This is a genomic window from Okeania sp., from assembly GCF_983059655.1.
In genome coordinates this window covers 1-3,464 of record NZ_CEZPJD010000827.1, presented here as the reverse complement: position 1 = coordinate 3,464, position 3,464 = coordinate 1, and the positions used below count along the sequence as shown (strand labels likewise).

The 3,464-nt window shown below is 33.3% G+C and carries 2 protein-coding genes; both read right to left on the bottom strand.

The genetic code is table 11. The annotated features are described in order from the left end of the window. On the bottom strand, positions 1-303 hold a 303-nt coding region (locus tag AC3DU7_RS28980; RefSeq protein WP_488042718.1), incomplete at its 3' end, for a hypothetical protein. A 16-nt stretch (positions 304-319) separates the two neighbouring features. Then, the coding region (locus AC3DU7_RS28975; protein ID WP_488042717.1) for a hypothetical protein at positions 320-3,464 on the bottom strand (3,145 nt) is incomplete at its 5' end.

Here is a 3,464-nt window from a genome sequence, read left to right as displayed (position 1 = left end):
TCTGAGAGATTTAATATTAATTTCTTTTCCTGTTGTTAATAACCATAAGGGAGAAGAATTATTATCTTTTGTAATACCTTTAGAGACTTGAATCAGACTAGCAGTTGCTTTGAGAGTTGCATTTAGTGAGTCTATAGGTATAGTAGTTTTTGGTTTAACTTTCTTTCCACTTTTCAGCAAGGATAGAGCAAGGTTTAACTCACTTAACCACTGTTTAGGAAAACTAAGACTGTAGTAATTATCAAAAAATGGCTCTGGATTTTCTACAATTGTATAGATAAGTTCTCTTAATTCTTCTGACATAATTTTATTGTTTTGTTTAGTTATCCTGAAATATTTCTGGATGATTGACAAAAATTGTATTTCCTATCATATCCAACATAGGTCTGTTGAAAGGTTCGTACAAATTTTCGGCGACAACTTCATCCCGATATCTATTAATTTCTGCCAAAATAGAAACCAATAAGCTAGTGCTAGAAGTATCAATCCTGGAAAAAGCTGATTCTGGAGCAAAAGCACCATCAACAAAATAAATATTAGCTCCTACACCTCCTCTAATTAAGCGACCACTTACCTGATTCATCAACACACGCAAAGACCAAGAAATATCACTTCTAATATTTCTTATCTGGTCATCACTAGGCAATTTTGTATAAATTAGAGTCAAGTTAGACAACCAATTATAATACCTTCTTGCTTGTCTGAGAAAATAATCACCATATTCTCCAAGAGTAGGTTGTCGATCTAGGTTAGACTCAAGAGAATCAAAAAAGTCGCGATCGCTAATTTTTTCTATTGTCCAATAGTTAAGCATTTGTACCAACAATTCAGGGTTATCGGGTACGGGAAACGGACGTACTAGAAATAATGCTGCTCCAAATGCAGCAACCCGGTCCATATTAAGAATATTATGACCCCGTTCAATCGCCATCATCGGAGCAATCAAAATCCATGCTGACTCTGCTTTAGCAAATTGAGCAACATCTCCCCGTTGTATTCCTCCCGCTCTTTCCTCTCCTAAAGCATCAATATCTTTCAAGTCTGCTTGCAGAGCAAATATTTCATCCTCACCCCAAGCAGGATAATTTTGCTTAATCAAACCTTGCAGTAGTTGAGCATCCCGGTAAGACCCGACTAAAAGCAAAAGTCTACGTCGTTGGGAATCTTGAATTTCGTCTCTAACTCGTTCTAAAAAATTTTTGCCATCGCTATCTTTAGCACATAAACGTTGCGCCATTTTCTTGAAAGCTTCTGGTTTATTATTATTGTAATAACCAGATATTTTTAAAAGATTTTCACCTTCTACAAATGGGAAAAATTTATATTTGCTTTCTCTAGCGATGCGTTCTAGATTTTCTTCAGAAGGTTTAATCATAATATCAACAGGAATTTGCAAATGAAACGTAGAAGAATTTCCCGCCCAAGATGTAGCTGACATTAATAAAACTTGTGGTTTCTCGACTCCATTCCACTCAAATAATCTATGGAAATTTAGCAAAAACCAACGCCCTATTCCTGAATATCTAATTAAATCTAATCTTCCTGGTTGATTCTCTTTACTACTTTTAACATAAGAAAAAACTAATCTATTTCCCAGGGGGGATGCTGGTAAACAATATTCAAAATCTTTTGGAGGTTTAAAGGATATAGAAGTATCTTCAATATTATAAATATGCTGCACGATTGGTAAATATTCAACTACAAAAAAAAGTCTCCTTGATGCCTCCTCTAGTGCTAAAGCAAAATAAAGTTTTTTAGAGAGTTGTTCTAAATCTAAATCGTTTAATTGATTTCCAGAAATTATTTGACAATTAATAATCCAGGTTTTAATCTTTTGCAACGCTCTTGATTTATCCCGCAGTTGATTAGAAATTATTCTTAAGTCTATAGCTAAATTATTATAATTATCTTCAAGTGTGGAAATAGTAGTATCAAGGGGGTCATTTTGATATGCGAGAAATATTTGATAAATATGACGAGAATTTTCCCGGTTTTCTCGAATATCTTCCGGGGTTAAAATATCTGCAATCTGATTGAGCAATAAAGATGTTGTAAAGTATCCCCTATCTATCCAATTTTCAATAAAATTATGTTGGACTAAAGGCCACGCTAAAGTAAAAAGCAACATTACAATTTCTTTTGCTGATTGCCAACTTTCTACTAGAGGTTCATATAAATGCCCTAAATTAGTTTGCTCATTTTTATCTACTACTAAGCGGTCTAAATAATTAATTAATGCCTCTGAACCTTTGCCTAAAATTGTTATGGCAGGACTGAAAGTTTCATCTGATAAAGGTTGACATTTATCCGACTCATCAATAATTACTATTTCACTAGCTAAATTTACCAGTTCTCCATATTTGATATTTTCATTCTTTGGTAATAATTGTTTAGGAACTCTTGTATAAAACAACGCCTGTAAAGTTGTCACCCATATTTCTGCTTCAATTAAATCCCTACTTGTTTTATGTGCCGGACAAACATAATACAAAGGGCAATTATAGGGGGTTGAAGTATGAGATTCATCTTCTCGTTCTTGACTATCTCTTTGCCTATATAATTTTCCAGAACAAGGAGCTGTAGAAGCATCTATTGTTGGCAATAATGTTCCATCTTGTAGAGAATCAAGTAAACATACAGTAGAAAGATTTCTTAATCCTTCATGTTGATATGGTTCTTGACTATGACGTAGAGAAAAATGTAGTCTGGCAGTATGAGTTTTTCTATTTGATAATCCTAGAATAGGAGCAACTTTAATTCCATCATCTTTGAGTATTTTAGAAAGTTCATCTACTGTTTCTAAAACTGCTAAAACATCTGTGAGGACAAGGGTAGTTCTTTTTCCTTGTTTAGCACCATGAACAGCTATTATTTTTGACAATATTGATTTGCCTGCATTAACTATTCCTTGTAAATTTTCTGTTCCATTTAAGTAGAGAATGTTGTTATCTCTATTTGGGTCTAAATTTTCCCATCGCATATTACTAATTACAGATTCATATTTAGGTGAATCTAATTTAGAATCCATAAATATAGCTGTTCCTGTTAATTCATTTTTGGGAAATTCTATTGTTCCTGAAGTTCGCTTTGCACCACTCAAGTTATGAAGTGGAACTCGACCATTTTTTTTAAGAATATTTAAAATATAAGGGTCTTGATTAGCTATTTCGTCAGATGTTAATCCCATATATCGCAACACTTGGTCATAAGTTTCTTGGGTAATCTCTACCGATATCTTTTCTTCCTTTCTCCGATCATCTTTATAAAAAGAGTATTTATTCTGTGGAATAGCAAATGAATGACCTTTTGTTGTTTTTACAGGAAAATTATCGTTAAAAAATTGCCGATAAATAACTTCTCTATTACGAAGACAAGGACTACCTTTTCTGTGAAATGTCTGATTATCATCATGTACTTCATACCACCTTAAATCTCTAGTTACTCCTTGATAAAGATTGATGCGA